A 16,470-nucleotide genomic window follows, 5' to 3' on the forward strand; every position below is an offset into this window, starting at 1 on the left:
AACGCTATCAGATTTTGAAAAAGGAACATGTATGCCGCGTCGCGTCACTCTAACCGATCGGCAGAAAGACGCGCTGTTGCGCTTGCCGACTTCACAGACGGATTTGCTCAAGCACTATACGCTGAGTGATGAAGACTTTGGGCATATCAGGCTGCGTCGGCGCGCTCACAACAGGTTCGGCTTCGCCCTGCAATTGTGTGTCCTGCGCTATCCCGGCCGGGTGCTGGCTCCAGGCGAACTGATCCCTGCAGAGGTCATCGAATTTATCGGAGCGCAGCTTGGCCTGGGTGCCGACGATCTCGTAGACTATGCTGCCCGCGAGGAAACACGGCACGAGCATCTTGCCGAGTTACGGGGGCTCTACGGCTTCCGCACCTTCTCCGGACGTGGTGCGAGCGAGCTGAAGGAATGGTTGTTCCGAGAAGCCGAGATGGCGGTGTCGAACGAGGATATCGCCCGTCGCTTCGTAGCCGAGTGCCGACGCACCCGCACTGTCCTTCCCGCGACATCCACGATCGAGCGGCTTTGTGCCGCGGCTCTCGTCGATGCCGAGCGACGCATCGAGACGAGGATCGCCAGTCGGCTGCCTATGTCGATCCGAGAACAGTTGCTGGCATTGCTCGAGGAGACGGCTGATGATCGGGTGACCCGTTTTGTGTGGCTGCGCCAGTTCGAGCCTGGCTCGAACTCTTCGTCGGCCAACCGGCTGCTCGACCGGCTCGAATATCTGCAACGCGTCGATCTCCCCGAGGATCTGCTTGCCGGCGTTCCTGCCCATCGGGTGACTCGTCTGCGCAGGCAGGGTGAACGGTATTATGCCGACGGCATGCGCGATCTCCCGGAGGACAGGCGGCTTGCGATCTTGGCTGTTTGCGTCTCGGAATGGCAGGCGATGTTGGCCGACGCAGTGGTCGAAACCCACGACCGGATCGTCGGCCGTCTCTACCGTGCTTCGGAGCGTATTTGCCATGCAAAGGTCGCAGACGAAGCGGGGGTGGTGCGTGACACCCTGAAATCCTTCGCCGAGATCGGGGGCGCCCTGGTCGATGCACAGGATGATGGCCAGCCGCTGGGCGATGTCATCGCGAGTGGGTCAGGGTGGGACGGCTTAAAAACCCTTGTTGCAATGGCAACCAGGCTGACCGCCACCATGGCCGACGATCCGCTCAATCATGTGCTCGACGGTTATCACCGCTTCCGCCGATACGCTCCACGCATGTTGCGCCTGCTCGATCTGCGAGCTGCGCCCGTTGCACTGCCGCTTCTGGAAGCGGTGACGGCCCTTCGTACCGGTTTGAACGATGCCGCGATGACCAGCTTCTTGCGGCCCAGCTCGAAATGGCATCGCCACCTTCGGGCCCAGAGGGCTGGCGACGCTCGCCTATGGGAGATCGCGGTGCTGTTCCATCTGCGCGATGCGTTCCGCTCCGGAGATGTCTGGCTTACTAGGTCCCGGCGCTATGGCGATCTGAAACACGCACTCGTTCCGGCACAAGCCATCGCGGAAGGCGGTCGTCTCGCTGTGCCATTGCGGCCGGAGGAATGGCTGGCAGACCGGCAAGCTCGCCTCGACATGCGGTTGCGCGAGCTTGGCCGTGCCGCTCGCGCAGGCACGATCCCGGGCGGGTCGATTGAAAACGGCGTTCTGCATATCGAGAAACTCGAAGCCGCCGCGCCGACAGGCGCCGAAGATCTGGTGCTCGATCTCTACAAGCAGATCCCGCCCACGCGCATCACCGATCTCCTGCTGGAGGTGGATGCGGCGACCGGCTTCACCGAAGCGTTCACCCATCTGCGCACAGGAGCACCCTGCGCTGACCGGATCGGGCTAATGAACGTTATCTTGGCGGAAGGGATCAACCTCGGCTTGCGCAAAATGGCGGATGCGACAAACACCCACACTTTCTGGGAATTGATCCGCATTGGACGGTGGCATGTCGAGGGCGAAGCCTATGACCGGGCGCTGGCCATGGTGGTCGAGGCACAGGCAGCGTTACCCATGGCCCGGTTCTGGGGCATGGGCACGTCGGCTTCGAGCGACGGACAGTTCTTCGTCGCTACAGAGCAAGGTGAGGCCATGAACCTGGTCAACGCGAAATATGGCAATACCCCGGGCCTGAAAGCCTATAGCCACGTCTCCGACCAATATGCGCCGTTCGCAACCCAGGTGATTCCTGCAACGGCAAGCGAAGCGCCTTACATCCTCGATGGCCTGCTGATGAACGATGCTGGACGCCATATCCGCGAGCAGTTCACCGACACGGGCGGCTTCACCGATCACGTCTTTGCCGCATGTGCCATTCTCGGCTACCGGTTCGCTCCGCGCATCCGCGACCTGCCATCCAAACGGCTCTACGCGTTCAATCCGTCGGCCGCCCCGGCGCACCTGCGAGCGTTGATCGGCGGAAAGGTCAACCAAGCCATGATCGAGCGCAATTGGCCCGACATCCTGCGCATCGCCGCCACCATTGCTGCCGGGACCGTCGCGCCAAGCCAGATTCTGCGGAAACTCGCCTCCTATCCGCGGCAGAACGAGCTCGCGACAGCCCTGCGGGAAGTCGGTCGCGTCGAGCGCACCCTGTTCATGATCGACTGGATTCTGGATGCCGAACTCCAACGGCGTGCCCAGATCGGGCTCAACAAAGGCGAAGCTCATCATGCGCTGAAGCGGGCAATCAGCTTCCACCGCCGCGGTGAAATCCGCGACCGTTCCGCCGAAGGCCAGCATTACCGCATCGCCGGCATGAATCTGCTCGCCGCCATCATCATCTTCTGGAACACCATGAAGCTCGGCGAGGTCGTTGCAAACCAGAAACGCGATGGAAAGCTGCTATCGCCCGATCTCTTGGCCCATGTTTCGCCGCTCGGATGGGAACACATCAATCTCACCGGAGAATATCGCTGGCCAAAGCCTTAGCGTAGGATTCCGCCCCCTCCCGCAAACGACCCCAAGATGTTCATGGTCTCCCCGATCACTGCCCGGAAATGGGCAGGCCGCTACCGGGAAGAGGGTGAGTTTGGGATGCAGGATCGCTCCAGCAAGCCGCACCGGATCCCAGGCAGGACGCCCGAGCATGTCAAGAAGAAGATCATCAACCTGCGCTGGCGGCTTCGACTGGGGCCAGCCCAGATCGCTGCGCGACTTGGTCTCTCGACGTCGACTGTTCACGCGGTCCTCGTCCGTTGCCGCGTGAACCGCCTCTCGCATATCGATCGTGTCACTGGCGAGCCATTGCGGCGATATGAGCATCCTCATCCGGGATCGTTGATTCATGTCGATGTCACGAAGTTCGGCAACATCCCCGACGGCGGTGGACATCGTTACGTAGGTCGGCAGCAAGGCGCACGGAACAAGCTCGCGACTCCGGGATTACCACGAGGAAAAGATCACAAGCCGCGCACCGGGACGGCGTTCGTTCACACAGTCATCGACGACCACTCCCGCGTCGCATACGCAGAAATCTGGTCGGATGAGCAGGCGAGCACAGCGGTGGGAGTTCTCGAACGCGCCGTGGCCTGGTTCGCCGAACGAGGCGTGACCGTCGAGCGAGTCCTATCCGACAACGGGTCGGCATACAGATCCCACGCATGGAGGGACTTCTGCGCTCGGCTCGGCATCCGACACAAGCGGACACGCCCCTACCGGCCGCAGACGAACGGGAAGATCGAGCGATTCCACCGCACGCTCGGGGACGGCTGGGCCTATGCCAGGTTTTACGGTTCAGAGGCCGAACGACGCCTGGCGCTGCCCGGCTGGCTCCACTTCTACAACCACCACCGACACCACTCTGCGATTGGCGGCGTACCCTTCGACCGACTCAACAACGTCCCTGGACATCACACCTAGCGCGACGCCAACGGCGCGTACGGCACGGCCTCGCCGATACCGGCGAACTGACCCCAGAACGACCAGCCGAACCACGCGAACGCCACCGCGGTGACCACGGCCCAGGCCAGCATGGTCTTACCGTTCAGGCCCAGCACCGGGATGAGCTCTTTGCCCGAAGCCCCGCCGCGAACCTTCAAAACGCTCGCCACCGCCAGTGGCAGCGCCACCAGTGCCGCAAGCGCAGACACGGTGGTCATCGACAGCACCACGGAAATGAAGAACGGGAACAAAGTCAGGACGGTGAAGAGGGTGCGCGCTTTATCGTCGCCAAGCCTTACTGCGAGTGTGCGCTTGCCGGCGGCCGCATCGGTGGGGATGTCGCGGATGTTGTTGGCCAGGTTCACCGACGCGGAGATCGCGCCGATGGCCAGCGCGCACAGGAAGCCTTCCCACGACACCATCCCGGACTGGGTGTACTCGGTGCCCATCACGGCGACGAGGCCGAAGAACACGAACACCGAGACCTCGCCGAAGCCGGAGTAGCCGTACGGGCTGTCGCCGCCGGTGTAGAACCACGCCGCGGCGATGCACAGCGCGCCCACCAGCACGAGCCACATCGCGCCCGCCACCGCGGACAGGATCACGCCGAACACAGCGGCGGCGCCGAACGCGATAAACGCCGCCAGCTTTACCTGCTCCGGCGCGGCCAGCCCGGAGCCGGTCAGGCGCGTCGGCCCGGTGCGGTCGTCGTCGGTGCCGCGGATGCCGTCGGAGTAGTCGTTGGCGTAGTTGACGCCGATGATCAGCGCCCACGCCACCAGAAGCGCCAGCACGGCGCGGCCGGGGTGGGCCTGCAAGGTCAGGGCCGCCACGCCGGTACCGGCGATGACGGGGGCGAATGCGTTGGGCCAGGTGTGGGGGCGGGCGGCGTCCCACCAGTCGCGGGGCGTGGCAGTGTGAGTCCCAGTGTCAGTCATGCCCTCCATCATGCACCCTCCCTCGCCGGTCGGCTAGGGTAATGCGCCATGTGGATTGACTACGCCGTGCGCCAAGGGTTCGTGGCCACCGGCGCATTCGTTCGTCTCCCGTTGCTGCTCAACGCGGCGCACAACTCGGACAAGCGCTTCCCGGCAGACGGCGAGACCGTCATTTCCTTAACCACCCACGGCACCCGTTTGCGCTCGGCTGCCGCGGCGATTGCGTCGCTGCTGGTGGGCACGGTGCGCCTGCCGGTGCACCTGTGGCTGGACCCGGTGGATTTCCACGCCCGGTGGCCGGACGCGCTGCAGTCGCTTGCGAATCGCGGCCTGCAGGTGCACGAATCCACCGGCGGCTTGGGCCCGCACACCAAGTACTACGGCACGTTCCAGCAGTACCCGGACCGCAACGTCATCACCGTCGACGACGATGTGCTCTACCCGCGCACGTTTGCGCAGAAGCTCATCGACGCTCCTTCGGCCTCCACCATCACCGCCTACCGCGCCCACAGAGTCGTGCTGGACGAAGAAGGCATCGCCCCGTACAAGAAGTGGCGGCCGGTAAGGAGCACAGAGCCGTCGATTTTGCACTTCGCCACCGGCGTGGACGGCGTGCGCTACCCGAAGGAGATGGTGCGCTACGTCGCCGAGCGCGGCACGGAGTTTTTGGACCTCGCACCACGCGCCGACGATGTGTGGCTGAATCACTGCGCCCTGCGCGCCGGGTTCCCGGTGAAGCAGGTTTCGGAGCGCTCGGCGAACTTCCCGCTGGTCCCGGGCTCGCAGCGGGTGCGCCTGTCGCGGGTGAACCTCTCCGGCGGCAACGATGTCCAAATCGCGGCGACGTATTCGGCGGAAGACGTAGCTAAGCTGCGCGGCGCGGAGGAGCGTTTGTCCGGTGAATGACACAGCCTCCGCGAGGTGGTTCGGCCCCGCGCAACTGACTGCGCTGGGCTTTCTAGCCCTGATCCTCACCGGCACAGCGCTGCTTTCCATGCCGTTCGCCTCCGCTGACGGCGCGCCGACAGCGCTGATGAGCGCGCTTTTTACCGCCACGTCCGCGACCACTTTGACCGGCCTGGTCACCGAGGACACCGGCAGTCACTGGAGCCTGGCCGGACAGCTCATTGTGCTGGCGCTGATCCAGGCCGGCGGCCTGGGCATCATGAGCATTACCTCGCTTACCGGCATGCTGCTCACCGGCCGGGTGAAGCTGCGTTCACGGTATGCCACGGCAGCCGAGGGGCGGCCGATTTTGGATGGTGGGGTGAGGCGGACGCTTGTGGCAACGCTGCTGCTCACCTTCTTTTTTGAGGGGGTGGTAGCGGTGATTTTGGGCATCCGCTTCGTCACCGACTACGGCATGGCGCCGGGGCGCGCCACATACGAGGGCATGTTCCACGCCATCTCCGGGTTCAATAACGCGGGCTTTGGCCTGCGTCCGGACAGCCTGGTCTCCTACAACACGGACGGGTGGATCCTCATCCCGTTGGCGGGTGCGCTGATGATTGGCGGGCTGGGCTACCCGGTGCTCTCTGAGCTGGTGCGCCGCGGCCGCGAGCGGGTGCGCGGTCTGATCCACGGCGCCCCGGTGAGCTCGCGGCGGCTGTCCATCACCACCCGCATGACGCTGAAGGCGACCGCGTTTTTGGCTGTGAGCGCCACGCTCATCATCGCGCTGCTGGAGTGGCGCGGCTTCCTCGCCGGCATGCCAACCAGCGTCAAGTGCCTCAACGCGTTCTTCTCCGGGGTGACGCCGCGCACCGCGGGGTTCAACTCGGTCGACTACGCCGAGGCGCACCCGATCACGCTGATGGTCACGGACATTTACATGTTCATCGGCGGCGGGTCCGCGGGCACAGCCGGCGGCATCAAGGTCACCACCGCGACCGTGCTGCTAGCGGCCATGCTGGCGGAATTCAAAGGCCGCGACGCCACCACCGTGGGCCACCGCACCGTGCCAAAAGGTGTGGTGCGCCAGGCCATGACGGTGGCCGCGGCGGGGCTGGTAGCGGTGACCGCAGGCGTGGCCACGCTGCGCATTTGCGACCCCCAGTTCACCGCCGACCAAGTCAACTTCGAGGTCATCTCGGCGTTTGCCACCACGGGGCTTTCCACCGGCATCACCGCGGACTTGTCCAGCCCGTCGCAGCTCGCATTGTGCTTGCTGATGTACCTCGGGCGCATCGGCCCGTTCACACTCGTCGCGGCGCTGGCGCTGCGCACTGTTTCCCGCAGGTTCGACTACCCCACAGAAAGGCCGTTCATTGGTTAACTTCCCCCGTTTCACGTCCACGCAGCGTTTGAATATCCCGCCCGTGGTGGTCATTGGCCTGGGCCGTTTCGGCGGTGCGATCGCCCAGGAGCTCACCCGCTACGGCGTGGAGGTCCTAGGCGTCGATGCGGATGAGCGGCTGGTGCGCGAGCATGCGCCTTTGCTTACCGACGCCACCGTCGCCGACACCACCGACCCCGAAGCCTTACGCCAGCTCGGTGTTCACGACGTCAAACGCGCTGTACTCGGCATCGGCTCCGCGCTGGAGGCGTCCATCCTGACCGCCTCCAACCTGGTGGATCTGGGGGTGCCCGACATCTGGGCGAAGGCAGATTCGGAGTCCCACGCCCGCATTTTGCAACGCCTCGGCGTGCACCACGTGGTGCACCCGGAGCACGACACCGGCCGCAGGGTGGCGCATCTGCTCGGCGGGAGGTTCCAGGATTTCGCAGAGCTGGCGGAGAACTACGGCGTGATCAAGATGGCCCCGCCGCGTGCGCTGCTGTCCGGCCCCTGCGACGCGGAAAAGCTGTGGGAGAAGCACCGCGTGCAGGTGGTCTCCGTGCGCACTGGCTCAGGTCAATGGCGGCCGTTTACCCCAGGCCAGCAGCTCAGCGCCTCGGAATTGATTGTGCTGGCCGGCGCTCCGGATGATCTGGAGCGTTTCTCCCAGCTGTAGGGGCATGTGGCAGTCTTTGGACCAGTTCTGCTGGGAGTGGTTCTGTCTCAGATGGTAAGTCTCAGTCCATCTGCAGCACGGTGCGAAGTTCCGCGAAGAGCTCCGGGCGTAGCCGGTGGAGGACTGACCTGCCCAGGCGGCTCTTTTCTAGGAGACCGGCCTCGGTAAGTTTTTTGAGGTGGTGGGAAACCGTCGGTTGGCTTAGCCCAGAGCGTTGCGTCAGTTCGCTCACGCTCATCGGCTCGCAGCCCTCTTCGGCGAGCCAGGAGAGTAGTTGCAGCCGGCCGGGGTCCGCCAAAACTTTGAACAGGGCCGCGTAACGCGTCGCGTCGTCTGCGGAGAGCAAGCCGGAGCCCAGCGAGCAGCAGTCGAGGCCAGTGTCTGCTGTCGTGGCGACAGAATCTTTCATGCTTCCTACCTTTTCATATTGACAGCGATAAATGTGCCTTTTAGTGTTCGTATTGATAATCGTCAATAGGTAAGGATTCCAGATGGAAGACACAACCTCTCAGCCAGTAGAGCGCCTGTCATTTCTTGACCGCTTCCTGCCGGTGTGGATCATGCTCGCCATGGCTGCGGGCCTTGCCCTCGGCCGCGCGGTGCCGGGCCTTTCGGGCGCGCTCGAGCGCCTGGAGGTCGGCGGGATCTCGCTGCCGATCGCGTTGGGTCTGCTGATCATGATGTATCCGCCCCTGGCCAAGGTGCGCTACGACAAGACCCGCGAGATCGCCACCGACAAACGGCTCATGACCGTGTCCATCATCTTGAACTGGATTGTCGGCCCCGCGTTCATGTTCGCGCTCGCCTGGATCTTCCTGCCCAACGAGCCCGAGCTGCGCACCGGCTTAATCATCGTCGGTCTGGCGCGCTGCATCGCCATGGTGCTGGTGTGGTCCGACCTCGCCTGCGCCGACCGGGAAGCCACCGCCGTGCTTGTGGCCATCAACTCGGTGTTCCAGGTGCTCATGTTCGGCGTGCTCGGCTGGTTCTACCTGCAGGTCCTTCCGTCTTGGCTGGGCCTGGAGACCACCTCGGTGGAGTTCTCCTTCTGGGCGATCGTCTCCTCCGTGCTCGTCTTTTTGGGCATCCCGCTGCTGGCCGGGCTGCTGTCCCGCATCATCGGCGAGCGCACCAAGGGCCGCGACTGGTACGAAAACACCTTCCTGCCCCGGATCTCCCCGCTGGCGCTGGTCGGCCTGCTGTACACGATCGTGCTGCTGTTTTCGCTGCAGGGCGACCAGATTCTGTCCAGGCCGTTGACCGTGGCCACGGTGGCGCTGCCGCTGCTGTGCTACTTCGTGGGCATGTTCGCTGTGGCTCTTGTAGTGGCAAAGCTGTCCGGCATGGACTACGCCCAGTCCGCCTCGGTGGCATTCACGGCCGCCGGCAACAACTTCGAGCTCGCCATCGCGGTGGCCATCGGCACCTTCGGCGCCACCTCCGCCCAGGCGCTGGCGGGCACAATCGGCCCGCTCATCGAGATCCCGGTGCTCGTCGGCTTGGTCTACCTCATGCGCGCCATCGGCCCGAAACTGTTCCCCGGTGACCCAACCCTGCCTAACCAAAGGAGCCTTACATGAAGCCCTCAGTCCTGTTCGTCTGCGTCGGCAACGGCGGCAAGTCCCAGATGGCGGCGGCGCTCGCCGAGAAGCACGCTGGTAGCAAGCTCGGCATCCACTCCGCGGGTACCAAACCCGGCACGAAGCTGAACCAGGAATCGGTCGAAGCGATCGCAGAGGCTGGCGCCGACATGTCGCACGGAACGCCCAAACCCATCGATCCGGAACTGCTGCGCAACGTCGATCGCGTCGTGGTGCTCGGCGAAGACGCGCAGGTGGAGATGCCTGACGGCGCCCGCGGCACGCTGGAGCGCTGGCACACCGACGAACCCTCGCACCGCGGCATCGAGGGCATGAAGCGCATGCGCCTGGTGCGCGACGACATTGACGCCCGTGTGCGTTCGCTTATCGACGAGCTAGTAGGAGCCGTACATTAGCTCGCTTGCTGGGTGCGCAATCCATCAATGAACACGTCGACGAGCCAGGCGCGCCTGCCCGCGAACGCTTCCTCCGCGGGCTCGGGCAGCGGGCGTGAGAGCGCGATGATGGCGAAGTGGAACGACAGGTAGTCGAGGTCCGGGGGGCACAGTTCGTGCTGTTTGGCTTGCGCAAGTAGCGGGTCGTAGATGGCTTGCAGCTGCGCGGTGGCGACAGCCCTGTCTTCGTGCGACAACGTGGGTAGCAGTTTGGGCAGGATTTCCTGGCCGACGGCGGGGAAGTTCAAGTTCACCATCTCGCCGATCGCGGAACGCCAGGTGTCTTCGGGTGCGTCGGGGAAACGCAGGAGGTGCTTGTCCACCACGTCGCGCATGCTGTTCATGATGTGTTCGAGCACCGCGCGGAAGAGCTCGTCCCTGTCGGGGAAGTGGCGGCTCGCGGTGGCCACGCCCACGCCTGCCTCCTTAGCGATGTTGCGCAGCGACACGCCAGGCCCCATCTGGGCGATGAGCGTGGAGGCGACCTCCACAATCGCTTGACGGTTTTCGGCAGCATCTTTTCGCATGACCCGCAGCTTACCGTTGACGCGCCAGAAGTGGAACAGTATGATCCATTTGTGTAATTGAAACACACTGTTCCATTTTGAGGAGATTATGTCCACAACCGTGGCGCGCCCCGCACCCACGCAGGGCGCAACAAAGAAGGCACTCGCCATGATCCTTGGCATCCCCGTCGTCATCGGACTGATGCTCTGGGCGTTTTTGGCCCCGACATTCGCGTCCGGGCCGGACGGGGTGCCGGTTGCGGTGGCCGGTCCGGGGCCTGTCGTCGAGAAGCTCATTGCTCAAGCTGAACAGCAAGAGGAGCACCCGGACTTCATCACCGTGAGCTCGCCGGAGGAGGCGGAGACGATGGTGCGCGACCGCGAGGCGGTTGGCGCGATCGCGATCGGTGAAGGCGGCGCGACCGTGTATACCGCCTCCGGCAATGGCGCACCGTACGTGCAAATGCTGAGCGGTGTCGCTCAAAACATGGAGGCCAGCGGCATGCCTGTGGAAACGAAGGATCTCGCCCCCACCACCAAAGATGACCCGCAGGCCCAAGGCCTCGCGCTGCTCGGACTGCCGCTCGCGTTCGGCGGCGTGATCTCGGGCATCTTGCCGACGCTGCTGCTTCGCGGGAAGAAGTGGTCGAAGGCTGCCGTGATTGCTGGTGTTGCAATGATTGGCGCCGGTGTCGCGGTCTGGATGCTGCACGGCGTATACGGCACCCTCTCCGGCAGCGTGTTCATGGAATGGTTGGCTGTGACGCTCGGCATCGCCGCGACGTCGTCGGTGACCGCGGGCCTCGGCGCGCTTATGGGTATGCCGGGTGCGGGCCTGGGCGCGGTGCTGACAATCTTCGTTGCCAACCCCTTGTCCGGCCTGGCCACGGGCCCGTGGTTGCTGCCGGCGGGTTGGTCCACGCTCGGCCAGCTGATGCCGATTGGCGCGACGGGCTTCCTCGTTCGCTCGCTAAGCTTTTTCGATGGTGCCGGGTCCACGCAGCCCTGGATAGTGTTGTGCTGCTGGATTCTCCTCGGCCTACTCCTGCTGGCCTTCGATCGCTCGAAGGCACCGACTGCTGAAACAACAACTGAAACTGCCTAACCCCTACGCCCGGCCCAAACGTGCACTATCACCTGGCCGGGATCATCGGGATTCGCTGTTTGTTGCGGAACCTCGACGCCTGCATGCGCGCCGGCGAGGTGCCGCGGTAGTGGGTGGTGGAGGGGGAGGTTGCGTACTTCGGATTCGTGGACGGTTTGCGGGAGCGTAGCTTCTCGTGCCTCACACCACCGCATTGTGGCACGAATTACACGATTGTGCTTTGCAAGCGGTTGGCTATCGACGGACCTTCGGTAGCAGTCCTTATTCTGGTCCTTCGACCCTGTACCCGCTCTCTTCCAGAATGGTCACCGCCCGGGAAAGATTTCCGCGGATCACCCGATCCACCTCCGCGTCGTGGTAGAGGGTGCGGTGAAAATCGAGCCACTCTTCCCATCCTGTCTCGGGCGCAGCGCCGAACTCTCGGATAAGCAGTTCGACGACATCCGTGAGTTGCAAACGGAATTGAGGTCCGCCCATCGGGAAATGGATGTCCTGCTGCTGGGCTGCGGTGTCATACCTTCCCGCACGGGCAAGCAGTAGTCCTAGTGGCACCGAGTCAGCGTGGAACTGGAAATGCGAAGCGGGTTTGTTCCTGGCTTGCGATTCGTACTCGAACCGGACGACCGGGGCGGGCTTCTTTCTCGCCCTGAACTCGATTTTGAAGGTGCTTTTCTCTATTTCGACATCGTCGTTGACATCGTCATATCTGAGTAGATACTCATAGCGGAGGACTAGGCGGTCGCTCCCAGAGTGGGCAATAATGACCGGATGAGTACCCTCGACGAATGCTCGTTGTCCGTCAGCCAGAATCTCCGCGTCGATCGGCGATGAGCCCTCAAGGGTCCTCTCGAGCAATTGCACCGTCAGCAGCATGAAGGCGCGCACTGCGTTTTCGAGGCCCCGTGATGAAGTCACGCCACTCCGTATCGGAGCCACATACAGGCCTCGTACCGCTCCAAGAGTCGCTCTTCCGCATACTCAATCGCACCAGCATCCCGTAAGCGACGAAGGTGCTCGACGGTGAGAGGTGCCATTTGGGCTTTCAAACTGGCGAGTTCTTCATCCAATTCCTCCACAGTTCTCCGAACTGGGGTCAGAGACTTTCTCATGGCACCTCCGTTCTTAGTTTTTAAGATGGGGAAGATAATTACGCATTTTAGACAGCTAAATGGGTAGGTTTCTACTCTCGCGCAAGCTAGTCTCGCCAGCGGGTGATAAAAATGCCGACCAAGTGTGCGCGGTCCAAGAAATCACGCAATTCCGGAGGAAGGAGCAACGATGAACGAGCAGCAGTTGGAAAAACTACGTTCCTATTACGACAACACCGACACCTCCGATCTCATGAAAGATGCCCAACCAGGCGACCTGGGCAATGTCGCAGACCCCGAAGCTAGCGTTGCGTTTACTGTCACCATGCCTAATCGGGTTCTCCGCACCGCGCGGGGAATGGCCGCAGCCGAGGGAGTTTCTACCAACGATGTGCTCCGGCGGTTCATTGAAGCCGGAGTAGATGATCGGGCTGGGGCCGAGGCCTCAATTCCAGTGAGTAAGCTCCTTCGCCTCATCGACGAAGCCCGCGGCGCGTAACCTCGGGCGCCTGTCACAGGGGCTTGTGCTTGTCGACGGGCCTTCGGTTCCCGCCGCAAACCGGCACAGGTTCGTAAAAGTTAACGAGCCAGAAATCTGACCTGGGGTTTTAGAGCCCAAGAATCGGAGGATCGTCAACTTCTGCGAATCGTGGTCTTCTAGCCCGCGCAACCACCAGTGGAACCACTCACTCGGCGAGATCGCCACCGCGCTCATCGACGCCGGCCTGACCATCACCGCCCTCGAAGAAACCCCCTACTCCGCGTGGTGCTCGTGGCTCGAGCTGATGGTGGAATACTCCCGCGGATTCATCCTCCGCTGCAACCCCGAGCGCCTGCCGCTCCAATTCGCCATCACCGCAACGAAGCCCTGGGGGCCTTTGACTATCGACGGGCCTTCGGCTGACGCTCGTGCAGCCCCTCACGCAGACCACTCTTTAACGGCTGATTCAAAGTCAAGGGCGTGTGCAATGGCGTCACGGTCTAGTGATGGGTATGCGTCCTTGCGTTCTTCCATATCCATCGCCTCGTCGCCGCTGCATAGATCGATGACTAGGTCGAATGGAACCCTTGTGCCAGTAAGCACGGGAGTGCCGTGCATTTTCTGAGGGTCAATTTCAATTCCCTCGTGCGGCCGCAGAAGCGGAGGAACAATCCGGTTCTTCCAATTGGGGAACTCGCCGTAAATATCCTCGAACGTGTAGAGCTCCCACTGGCCCGGGTTGGACACTAGGTCCAGCCAGCCCTCGTCCGTCCACAGTTTCACGGACTCGCCGTCGGTAGCGAACCTATATGTGGAGAGATGCTCGTTGAACTCTTGGTCGTGCAAGGTGGCGAGAGCAGCCCGGATCTTCTGCAGTGACACTTTTGAACGCAACTTGGCGATGGCCCGTAAAGCCACGACATCGCGAAAAGAATATCGCCTAGGACGGGACGAGATTTCGGGTCGCAGCATGCCGCTCTTTGCCCACCCGTCTAACTGCGAACGGGTGGCGCCGCTGAGGAACGACGCGAGTTTGGAGTCGTATGACACAGCGGACGTCCTTCTTCACAGCTTCTAGCACCTAGGCTTTAGTGAAGTTTAGCCTGCGCAGGTGCTATCGGCTGGTCAGACCTGCGCAATTCAGTGGACAAATGGCTGGAAGTGCGTGGTTGTGTCTCTAAGCGTGTTGTAGCGCTTGCTGATGTTGTCTCCAAGAGAAATTGAGGGGCGGGCACGGAAAGTAATTTCTCGACTCAACTTCCTCATCGCACCGAAAGACACATGAGGATGAGGTAGCGCTTCAACCGGAAAACCTAAGGCCCGGAACGCGAGGGGTCGAGATCGCGGTCCGGTCCTTAGGCGGGCTACTGGCCAGGCTGCTCGCGGGCATCGTCCACGAGCTGTTCAATTGGCCAGATAGCTAGTCTCGCCAAACCCTCGCGCTGACGATTAAAGCGGCGCGGGGTCCAGCCGTTCGCCGACATGACTGCCAGTCATGTCGCTTCGAGTCTAACGACTCTCTGGCGGAAGAGATTCTCCCCTTGGAGTAGTGCGAGAACGAATCTCTAACTCGTCGTTAATCTTGATGACCGTTCCGATCATCAAGAGGAGCACTTGGAGATAGTCGGTAAGCTGTTCGTTCTCATCGGGGGTTCCTTCGTTACCGTGAGCATATTTGTTTCGAATGTTGAGGCCGTTTGTGAATTTTCGGTTGAGTACGAAATTGTAAAAATCGGCTTCTGATGAGGTGAAAAAGCCTTCTCGATTGGCGAGCAGCGAGCGCTGAATCAATGCTCCTGTAACGGACAACCGGCTATCTGTCGGTGCACGACGCTGGACGCCGCCCTGCACCCAAGCAGTTCGAAGCGTGGCTGCTTCATACTTGTTGGCTAACCCAATTTCACCATCCGGTTCAACTCTCAAAATAAGCTCCTGTTCGAGCTCTCTTATGGCGCTCTGCTGGAAGGCAGCAAAATCGGCAACATTAATGTGGTTCTGAGAAATGAGTTGGACGAAAGTCTCGGCAGAGCGATCGGCGTTCAGATAATTGAGGCTCGACTGATCTGAGAACAACGCTGCTGCGATCGCCGAGCCTTTTTCGGTTAGTTCAGCAGTTTTCTCAGGGATGAGAGATGGAATTTCGCTTAGCTTAATCGGATCACTGTAAAAGCTGGTCATCGACGGATTGATTTCGCCCTGTTGGCACAATTGTGTGAACTGGCGGAATATATTCTCTAACTTTGCAAGCAATTCCCGCGTCCGAGCTCGCGTCGGGAGACTTGGCGGTGTGGGCTCGAAGGCGAAGTTCTCTATCCCGAATTCCTCGACTAGATAGTCCTGGAAAAACCAGGCGACCACGCTTTCCAAGTCGATTTCCTGACTTTTAAGGAAGCGAGAATAGGCTGCAATTGCGAGGAGGTAGAAATCCGAACGGAGCTGGAAACAAACGGTGTCCCGGTATTCAGCGTCTCCCTGGAATCGGATGTGATCGACGAGAGTGTACTCTGACTGGCTCGATGGCCAACGGAGAGTGCCATCGGGATGAGTCATCCCGAAGACGTAAATAAAGTTGTTGAGAATTGAGGGGTAGTCCATCGATTCGAGGAGATATGCGGTCGAAATCTTAAAGTTAAAGCAGCCCGACGAAAAATCAGTTTCGACGATACTCTCCAGGTCTGGATCGAGAGAGATCTGAAGGTTCAGGTCGATGCCCGAATTCTCCTCAAAATATTCGTCCCATCTCTGTTTGTTGCGGTTGTGTGCCACATAGCGAGATTGCGGCGTAATCCAGGACTGCATACTGCCAGGGGCAGTGGAAATCATTTGAAGGTAGTTCGGGTTAGCGCTCTCGGAAGCTACGTATTTGTCGATGAGTGACCGTTTTGTTTTCGAATCAACTCCCTTGGGGATGAAAAGTGAATCCTCGGAATCATTTCGTAGTTTTGCGCTCAGGAGAACCTCGGCTGCCTCAGGAAAATCTGGGAATGCCTTAGAGAGTTCAGGATCCAGGCGATCAACGAACTTCTGAGTCCGGAGTAAGTCGCGCAGATGAAATCCGGAGCTTTTAAGGATATAAATTATAGACTTTTCATTGAGAATCGGGGAATTGAAATGGACCAAGGTTGAGATGAAACGCGCGTGGTAAAGAGTTGAAAGGGAGGGGGCTTCCTGGCTAAGTATCTCCGTTGTAAGGCTTCCCAACTTTGAACCGATAACACGTCTGGCTTGTGTCAGGAGATCGCGCGCTTTGGTTCTCTTGTCGGCGTCGAGCCACTGCATCTGAAGGCCATCTTGAATATATTGTGATGCCTCCGAGAGACAGATCACTTGATTCAGCGTCAGGTCTCCAGCGATGCGGGCGAGACTATCCAGATCCTGTGAGAAAAGCAGATCGGTGCTCATCTCGGCGTAGTGCGCATATGCCAGATCATTGGTGTCAAAGTGCAAGATTTCGACATCGAAATCGTTCATTTGGTCCTTCGGTTTTCTAGGTTG

At 61.2% G+C, this 16,470-nt stretch carries 15 protein-coding genes and 2 pseudogenes; 9 read left to right on the forward strand and 8 right to left on the reverse strand.

The window, feature by feature from the left end:
- Positions 1 to 31 precede the first annotated feature (31 nt).
- Positions 32 to 2,917, forward strand: coding sequence for a Tn3 family transposase (locus tag ACX1NL_RS01425; RefSeq protein ID WP_011116984.1), 2,886 nt, complete (start codon positions 32 to 34; stop codon positions 2,915 to 2,917).
- Positions 2,918 to 2,956: 39 nt separating this feature from the next.
- Positions 2,957 to 3,847: pseudogene (locus ACX1NL_RS01430) on the forward strand (IS481-like element IS5564 family transposase); the annotation flags it as partial.
- Here the strand turns inward: ACX1NL_RS01430 and ACX1NL_RS01435 are convergent.
- On the reverse strand, positions 3,844 to 4,815 hold the full coding sequence (locus ACX1NL_RS01435) for a 1,4-dihydroxy-2-naphthoate polyprenyltransferase (RefSeq protein ID WP_458898880.1): 972 nt from the start codon (positions 4,813 to 4,815) through the stop codon (positions 3,844 to 3,846). The pseudogene ACX1NL_RS01430 and the gene ACX1NL_RS01435 overlap by 4 nt on opposite strands.
- A 39-nt stretch (positions 4,816 to 4,854) precedes the next feature.
- Between ACX1NL_RS01435 and ACX1NL_RS01440 the strand changes: the two genes are divergently transcribed.
- Genes ACX1NL_RS01440 through ACX1NL_RS01450 form a run of 3 tightly spaced genes read left to right on the forward strand, consistent with a single transcriptional unit; the run spans position 4,855 to position 7,760 of the window.
- A complete protein-coding gene (locus ACX1NL_RS01440; RefSeq protein ID WP_458898431.1) occupies positions 4,855 to 5,712 on the forward strand; it encodes a glycosyltransferase in 858 nt (285 codons plus the stop codon).
- Positions 5,705 to 7,081 (forward strand): TrkH family potassium uptake protein, encoded by a 1,377-nt coding sequence (locus ACX1NL_RS01445; protein WP_239355919.1) that lies wholly within the window; start codon positions 5,705 to 5,707, stop codon positions 7,079 to 7,081. Before ACX1NL_RS01440 ends, ACX1NL_RS01445 begins: the two co-directional genes overlap by 8 nt.
- Positions 7,074 to 7,760 carry a potassium channel family protein gene (locus ACX1NL_RS01450; RefSeq protein WP_239355918.1) on the forward strand — a complete coding sequence of 229 codons (687 nt, stop codon included), beginning with the start codon at positions 7,074 to 7,076 and terminating at the stop codon, positions 7,758 to 7,760. Before ACX1NL_RS01445 ends, ACX1NL_RS01450 begins: the two co-directional genes overlap by 8 nt.
- A 61-nt stretch (positions 7,761 to 7,821) precedes the next feature.
- On the opposite strand, the gene ACX1NL_RS01455 is transcribed toward ACX1NL_RS01450, so the two are convergent.
- Positions 7,822 to 8,169, reverse strand: coding sequence for an ArsR/SmtB family transcription factor (locus ACX1NL_RS01455; protein WP_070844914.1), 348 nt, complete (start codon positions 8,167 to 8,169; stop codon positions 7,822 to 7,824).
- Positions 8,170 to 8,251: 82 nt separating this feature from the next.
- Between ACX1NL_RS01455 and arsB the strand changes: the two genes are divergently transcribed.
- Both arsB and ACX1NL_RS01465 read left to right on the forward strand, forming a co-directional pair.
- Entirely contained in the window at positions 8,252 to 9,340 is a 1,089-nt protein-coding gene (gene arsB / locus ACX1NL_RS01460; protein WP_458898432.1) for an ACR3 family arsenite efflux transporter, read from the forward strand.
- Positions 9,337 to 9,756, forward strand: coding sequence for an arsenate-mycothiol transferase ArsC (locus tag ACX1NL_RS01465; RefSeq protein WP_458898433.1), 420 nt, complete (start codon positions 9,337 to 9,339; stop codon positions 9,754 to 9,756). Before arsB ends, ACX1NL_RS01465 begins: the two co-directional genes overlap by 4 nt.
- On the opposite strand, the gene ACX1NL_RS01470 is transcribed toward ACX1NL_RS01465, so the two are convergent.
- Entirely contained in the window at positions 9,753 to 10,322 is a 570-nt protein-coding gene (locus tag ACX1NL_RS01470) for a TetR/AcrR family transcriptional regulator (protein ID WP_179154772.1), read from the reverse strand. The genes ACX1NL_RS01465 and ACX1NL_RS01470 overlap by 4 nt on opposite strands.
- An 88-nt stretch (positions 10,323 to 10,410) precedes the next feature.
- Here ACX1NL_RS01470 and ACX1NL_RS01475 point away from each other — a divergent pair, with 88 nt between their 5' ends.
- Entirely contained in the window at positions 10,411 to 11,406 is a 996-nt protein-coding gene (locus tag ACX1NL_RS01475; RefSeq protein ID WP_038609485.1) for a membrane protein, read from the forward strand.
- Between the two features lie 28 nt (positions 11,407 to 11,434).
- Here the strand turns inward: ACX1NL_RS01475 and ACX1NL_RS01480 are convergent, their stop codons facing one another.
- Both ACX1NL_RS01480 and ACX1NL_RS01485 read right to left on the reverse strand, forming a co-directional pair.
- On the reverse strand, positions 11,435 to 11,590 hold the full coding sequence (locus ACX1NL_RS01480; RefSeq protein WP_158407438.1) for a hypothetical protein: 156 nt from the start codon (positions 11,588 to 11,590) through the stop codon (positions 11,435 to 11,437).
- A 77-nt stretch (positions 11,591 to 11,667) separates the two neighbouring features.
- Positions 11,668 to 12,321, reverse strand: coding sequence for a hypothetical protein (locus ACX1NL_RS01485; RefSeq protein ID WP_239307148.1), 654 nt, complete (start codon positions 12,319 to 12,321; stop codon positions 11,668 to 11,670).
- A gap of 363 nt (positions 12,322 to 12,684) precedes the next feature.
- On the opposite strand from ACX1NL_RS01485, the gene ACX1NL_RS01490 reads away from it, so the two are divergent.
- Positions 12,685 to 12,993, forward strand: a complete 309-nt coding sequence (locus ACX1NL_RS01490) for a hypothetical protein (protein WP_284871670.1) — start codon at positions 12,685 to 12,687, stop codon at positions 12,991 to 12,993.
- A gap of 420 nt (positions 12,994 to 13,413) precedes the next feature.
- On the opposite strand, the gene ACX1NL_RS01495 is transcribed toward ACX1NL_RS01490, so the two are convergent.
- The 3 genes and pseudogenes from ACX1NL_RS01495 to ACX1NL_RS01505 form a co-directional block, all read right to left on the reverse strand.
- Positions 13,414 to 13,857 (reverse strand): DUF433 domain-containing protein, encoded by a 444-nt coding sequence (locus ACX1NL_RS01495; protein ID WP_458898881.1) that lies wholly within the window; start codon positions 13,855 to 13,857, stop codon positions 13,414 to 13,416.
- A 27-nt stretch (positions 13,858 to 13,884) separates the two neighbouring features.
- A pseudogene (locus ACX1NL_RS01500) lies at positions 13,885 to 13,947 on the reverse strand (hypothetical protein); the annotation flags it as partial.
- Positions 13,948 to 14,484: 537 nt separating this feature from the next.
- Entirely contained in the window at positions 14,485 to 16,446 is a 1,962-nt protein-coding gene (locus tag ACX1NL_RS01505; RefSeq protein WP_458898434.1) for a hypothetical protein, read from the reverse strand.
- Positions 16,447 to 16,470: the final 24 nt, after the last annotated feature.

The organism is Corynebacterium sp. CQ3829_602738, assembly GCF_054478435.1.

What these genes read in the sequence shown, in the direction of transcription:
- ACX1NL_RS01470 (WP_179154772.1), bottom strand. Translation starts at nt 10,322, where the DNA reads ATGCGAAAAGATGCTGCCGAAAACCGTCAAGCGATTGTGGAGGTCGCC.
- ACX1NL_RS01465 (WP_458898433.1), top strand. Translation starts at nt 9,337, where the DNA reads ATGAAGCCCTCAGTCCTGTTCGTCTGCGTCGGCAACGGCGGCAAGTCC.
- ACX1NL_RS01425 (WP_011116984.1), top strand. Translation starts at nt 32, where the DNA reads ATGCCGCGTCGCGTCACTCTAACCGATCGGCAGAAAGACGCGCTGTTG.
- ACX1NL_RS01435 (WP_458898880.1), bottom strand. Translation starts at nt 4,815, where the DNA reads ATGGAGGGCATGACTGACACTGGGACTCACACTGCCACGCCCCGCGAC.
- arsB (WP_458898432.1), top strand. Translation starts at nt 8,252, where the DNA reads ATGGAAGACACAACCTCTCAGCCAGTAGAGCGCCTGTCATTTCTTGAC.
- ACX1NL_RS01440 (WP_458898431.1), top strand. Translation starts at nt 4,855, where the DNA reads ATGTGGATTGACTACGCCGTGCGCCAAGGGTTCGTGGCCACCGGCGCA.
- ACX1NL_RS01505 (WP_458898434.1), bottom strand. Translation starts at nt 16,446, where the DNA reads ATGAACGATTTCGATGTCGAAATCTTGCACTTTGACACCAATGATCTG.
- ACX1NL_RS01490 (WP_284871670.1), top strand. Translation starts at nt 12,685, where the DNA reads ATGAACGAGCAGCAGTTGGAAAAACTACGTTCCTATTACGACAACACC.
- ACX1NL_RS01455 (WP_070844914.1), bottom strand. Translation starts at nt 8,169, where the DNA reads ATGAAAGATTCTGTCGCCACGACAGCAGACACTGGCCTCGACTGCTGC.
- ACX1NL_RS01475 (WP_038609485.1), top strand. Translation starts at nt 10,411, where the DNA reads ATGTCCACAACCGTGGCGCGCCCCGCACCCACGCAGGGCGCAACAAAG.